The following is a 5,312-nucleotide window of genomic DNA, read 5'->3' on the forward strand; positions in this document are numbered from 1 at the left end:
TTTGGCTAGTAAATAGAGTTTTCGGTCTCTAAGCTTTTTTGAAGGGAAAATCATTGACTCAGATCCCTATTTGCAACAGTGCCCCTTAAACTATGTTGAGGAGCAGCCATAATGTTAAGAAATAAATTGGCAGTGACTGTCATAGGAGTTGCCACAATTAGTTTGGTTGCAGGTGGTGGTGCTGGATATTGGATAGCACATCAGAAAGACAATCCTCAATCTACTTTAGCGGGTCAGCAACAGGATGCCAAAGTGTTGTATTGGTACGACCCAATGAAGCCTGAACAGCATTTTGATAAGCCAGGTAAGTCTCCATTTATGGACATGCAACTGGTACCTAAATATGCAGACGAAAATACTGCGATGACGGATGAAAGTCGTCCTACAGTCAAAATAGATCCATCTCTTCAACAAAATTTAGCCATCCGTTACGGCACTGTTGAACAGGCTGTAATTGGAAATGCCATGTTTACTAATGGCATATTACAAGCAAATGAACGGCAAACAGCTATTTTACAAACTAGAGCAAGTGGCTTTGTTCAGCGAGTGTATGGGCATGCTGTTGGAGATATGGTGACCGAAGGAAGCCCTATAGCTGATATTTCAATACCCGAATGGACTGGAGAGCAAACTGAATTTTTAGCTGTGCTCCGTACTGGAGATCGTTCCCTTATTCAAGCAAGCCGTCAACGTTTGCAGCTTTTAGGAATACCACAAAATGTGATTCATCAAGTTGAGCGAACTCGTCGAGTGCAATCTAATATAACTTTGCAAGCTCCCATTAGTGGATTTATTGATTCACTAGAAGTCCGCAATGGTATGGCTTTGGCTATGGGACAAACCTTGGCCACAATTAAAGGTATCAACCCGATTTGGCTAGAGGCAGCCGTTCCTGAAAAACAAATTGCTGGAATCAAACGAGGTATGAGTGTAGAAGCCAATTTTGCTGCTTTTTCTCAAAAAGTAACTGGCAAAGTTATCGACATTTTGCCTACCTTAGATACAACATCAAGAACTATTAAAGTTCGGATTGAATTACCAAATCCTAGTGGTCAACTTAAGCCAGGGATGTTTGCTTCTGTCAATATAATAAATAATCCCCAAAGCAGTTTGGTTATACCAGAGCAAGCTGTTATACGTACCGGTACTCGGAATGTTGTCATTGTAGGGCATGAGCAAGGACGTTTTGAACCTGTTGTTGTACAGTTAGGTCAAAGTGATGGCAATAAAATTGCAGTCCTGCAAGGGTTGAAAGCTGGTCAGAAAGTAGTGATTTCAGGACAATTTCTGATTGATTCTGAAGCAAATTTGCAAGGCGTATTGGATAAGCTCAACACTGGGCAACCAATTGCATCATCTCAAACGATTAAGAGGTCAACATATAAAGGTCTTGGTAAAGTTGAAAAAGTCACAAATCAAGATATTACCATTTCACACCAAGCTATTCCTGAGTTGGGCTGGGGTGCTATGACCATGAGCTTTAAACAGCCCGTACAACCATTTACCCGAATTCGGCAAGGTGACCAGGTCAACTTTAGTTTTACAAAAGTTGGAGATGCTTATGTCATTTCTGACATTTCAAAGATGTCTATGGCATCTTTGAAGAACTAACGGGAGAACTATTATGATCGCCCGTATTATTCGTTTTTCAATTTTGAATCGTGTATTTGTCTTATTGGCAGCTTTAATTCTGGCAGCTTGGGGTGTTTGGGCTGTAAAAAATACTCCGGTTGATGCTTTACCAGATTTATCTGATGTGCAAGTGATTGTCAGAACTAATTACCCAGGTCAGGCACCACAAATTGTTGAAAATCAGGTGACGTACCCTTTAACAACAACGATGTTATCAGTACCTGGTGTTAAAACTGTTCGTGGTTATTCTTTTTTTGGTGATTCATTTGTATATGTCATTTTTGATGAACATACCGATCTTTATTGGGCCCGTTCGCGTGTATTGGAATATCTAAATCAGATTCAGGGAAGAATTCCTGCAAATGCGAAATCTTCATTAGGGCCAGATGCCACAGGCGTTGGCTGGGTTTATGAATATGCGTTAGTTGATCCAACAGGACAACATGACCTTTCACAACTGAGAAGCATACAAGACTGGTTTTTAAAGTATGAACTAAAGACATTACCCAATGTGGCTGAAGTTGCCACGATTGGGGGAATGGTGAAGCAATATCAGGTTGTTTTAGATCCAAGTAAAATGGCCGCCTTAGGAATTACTCAAAACAATGTCATTGAAGCGATTCAAAAGGCTAATCAGGAAACTGGTGGTTCAGTCCTTGAAATGGCTGAAACTGAATATATGGTACGAGCTTCTGGTTATTTAAAGACATTAGATGATTTTCGCCAGATTCCACTACGAACAAATAGTTTGGGTGTTCCTGTTTCTTTAGGTGATGTTGCAACTATTCAACTCGGACCGGAAATGCGTCGTGGTATCACTGAGCTGAATGGACAAGGTGAAACTGTTGGCGGTGTTGTGATTTTACGGGCCGGTAAGAATGCACGTGAAACGATTACTGCTGTGAAAGCAAAACTGGCTGAATTGCAACAAAGTTTACCTAAAGGTGTGCAGGTGGTTCCCGTATATGATCGTAGTCAATTGATCGATCGGGCTATAGAGAATCTCAGCCATAAATTGATTGAAGAGTTCATTGTGGTGGCTTTAGTCTGCGGACTGTTTCTATGGCATTTACGTTCAGCAATGGTGGCTATTGTTTCTCTACCACTTGGGATTTTATCGGCTTTCCTGGTCATGTATTATCAGGGGTTAAATGCCAATATTATGTCTCTGGGTGGTATTGCCATTGCGATTGGGGCCATGGTCGATGCTGCGGTTGTGATGGTTGAAAATGCACACAAACATATAGAAGCTTGGCAGCATGAGCATCCTGATCAAATCTTAGCACCACAAGAACGTTGGGATATTATTGCTCGGTCAGCCAGTGAGGTTGGTCCTGCTTTATTTTTCTGCTTACTTATCATTACCTTATCTTTTATTCCTATTTTTACTCTACAGGCACAAGAAGGACGCTTGTTCTCGCCATTGGCGTTTACCAAAACCTATGCCATGGCAGCGGCAGCTGGTTTATCCATTACCCTGATTCCTGTTTTGATGGGTTATTGGATCCGCGGGAAATTACCCTCAGAACAGCGTAATCCATTGAACCGTTTCCTCATCAAAATATACCGACCTATGTTGGATCAGGTTTTAGCTCATCCAAAGACCACTTTATTTGGTGCGTTGCTAATTTTCCTTATTAGTCTTTTACCTTTAACTCGATTAGGTGGAGAATTTCTACCGAATATGGATGAAGGTGATTTACTGTATATGCCTTCAGCTTTACCAGGATTGTCCGCAGCTAAGGCCTCAGAACTGTTACAGCAAACAGATCGAATGATTAAAACGGTTCCAGAAGTTGCGACAGTATTTGGTAAAGCAGGGAGAGCTGAGTCAGCAACAGACCCTGCGCCTTTAGAAATGTTTGAAACCACGATTCAGTTCAAACCACGGTCTGAATGGCGCTCAGGTATGACACCTGACAAATTAGTAAAAGAACTGGATAAAGCAGTTCAAGTACCGGGTTTAACGAATATTTGGGTGCCACCTATTCGTAACCGGATTGATATGTTGGCAACTGGGGTGAAAAGTCCAATCGGGATTAAGATTTCAGCAAATGATCTGCAAGATATTGATCGGGTAGCACAGCAAATTGAACAAGTGGCTAAACAGGTGCCCGGAGTTAGCTCGGCTTTGGCTGAACGACTCACAGGTGGTCGATATGTTGATGTCGATATTAACCGTATGCAGGCTGCACGATATGGCCTCAATATCAACGATGTGCAGCAAATTGTATCATCTGCGATTGGCGGGGAAAATATTGGTGAAACTGTTGAGGGATTAGCAAGATATCCTATTAATGTACGTTATCCACGAGAGATTCGAGACTCATTGGAAGCTTTGAGAAATTTACCGATTGTAACTGAATCTGGACAACAAATTGTATTAAGTAGTGTTGCCAATATTCAAATTACAGATGGCCCTCCAATGCTGAAGAGCGAAAATTCCCGCCCTAGTGGTTGGGTTTATGTAGACGTACAAGGACGTGACTTAGCTTCGGTTGTGCAAGATTTGAAGCAGTCTATTGATCAAAAAGTAAAACGCTCCTCTGCCATGAGCATTAGCTATTCAGGGCAATTTGAGTTTATGGAACGTGCTAATGCGCGTTTAAAAGTCATCATTCCAATTACATTGATGATTATTTTTCTACTGCTCTATTTGATTTTTAGACAAGTACAAGATGCAGTTCTGATTATGGCAACGCTACCTTTTGCTTTGATTGGTGGTATATGGGCCATGTATTTGAGCGGTTTTCACTTTTCAGTTGCGATTGCAGTTGGTTTTATCGCACTTGCAGGTGTTGCTGCTGAGTTTGGTGTAGTCATGTTGTTCTATTTGAAGCAAGCAGTTGAACATGCACAGCAAAACCTATCTTCTTCAACGACATCCTTAACGAAGCAACAACTCAATGATGCAATCCGAACAGGAGCTGTACTACGCGTTCGTCCTAAAGCCATGACGGTTGCCGTCATTTTGGCAGGCTTAATTCCTATACTTTTAGGGACTGGGACAGGTTCTGAATTGATGAGCCGTATTGCTTTACCTATGGTTGGGGGCATGATTTCAGCTCCTCTACTGTCAATGTTTGTTATCCCGGCTGTATATCAGCTTTTAATCAAAAGAAAACTATCAACACATTGATCGTTTTATTATTTCGTCTAAAGAGGTTTTATTATGTTGAAATTCATGAAAATTATTGCTCTTGTTACCACTATTGCTGCATTAAGCGCATGTAGTAAAAATGAAGCATCAGAGCAGAAGAAAGCAGACGCACCTATGGAGCAGATGAATAAGGAGTCTTCTACCGCTACAACGGCTCAAGCCGTTGGCGTGATTACTGCTATTGATACGAAAGAAAATATTTTAACACTCGACCATGAAGCAATTCCTGCGATTAATTGGCCAGCAATGAAGATGGGCTTTAAAGTTGCTGACCCATCCTTATTAAATGGTTTAACTGTAGGAGATAAAGTTGACTTTGAATTAAAAGCAGAAGGAGAAAATTATATAATCATCGCTGTAAAGCCTAAGAATTCATAATGTACTAGTATATGGTGCCAATAGTGCTATATCCTTTAGACGCTATTGGCATTTTTATAGGCACTGTTGCAAATAACCACGAATGGTAAGCTGAAGACTGTTTTAGCTAAAGGTGCAGCATATGAATCCTTTCCATGGTCGG

3 protein-coding genes are annotated in these 5,312 nt (G+C 41.1%); all 3 read left to right on the forward strand.

Annotated features, from left to right (window positions below):
- The first annotated feature begins 111 nt into the window (after window positions 1-111).
- From MN869_RS20150 to MN869_RS20160, 3 genes are read left to right on the forward strand one after another with little or no spacing between them, the layout of a single operon-like run.
- Window positions 112-1,611, forward strand: coding sequence for an efflux RND transporter periplasmic adaptor subunit (locus MN869_RS20150; RefSeq protein ID WP_006582023.1), 1,500 nt, complete (start codon window positions 112-114; stop codon window positions 1,609-1,611).
- A gap of 13 nt (window positions 1,612-1,624) precedes the next feature.
- A complete protein-coding gene (locus MN869_RS20155) occupies window positions 1,625-4,771 on the forward strand; it encodes an efflux RND transporter permease subunit (protein ID WP_006581678.1) in 3,147 nt (1,048 codons plus the stop codon).
- A gap of 33 nt (window positions 4,772-4,804) precedes the next feature.
- Entirely contained in the window at window positions 4,805-5,170 is a 366-nt protein-coding gene (locus tag MN869_RS20160; protein ID WP_004658366.1) for a copper-binding protein, read from the forward strand.
- Window positions 5,171-5,312: the final 142 nt, after the last annotated feature.

Origin of the sequence: Acinetobacter sp. NIPH1876 (assembly GCF_022808535.1) — a bacterium.
Classification (GTDB): domain Bacteria; phylum Pseudomonadota; class Gammaproteobacteria; order Pseudomonadales; family Moraxellaceae; genus Acinetobacter; species Acinetobacter higginsii.

Coding starts and splice junctions, on each gene's coding strand:
- MN869_RS20155 (WP_006581678.1), top strand. CDS start 1,625: ATGATCGCCCGTATTATTCGTTTTTCAATTTTGAATCGTGTATTTGTC.
- MN869_RS20160 (WP_004658366.1), top strand. CDS start 4,805: ATGTTGAAATTCATGAAAATTATTGCTCTTGTTACCACTATTGCTGCA.
- MN869_RS20150 (WP_006582023.1), top strand. CDS start 112: ATGTTAAGAAATAAATTGGCAGTGACTGTCATAGGAGTTGCCACAATT.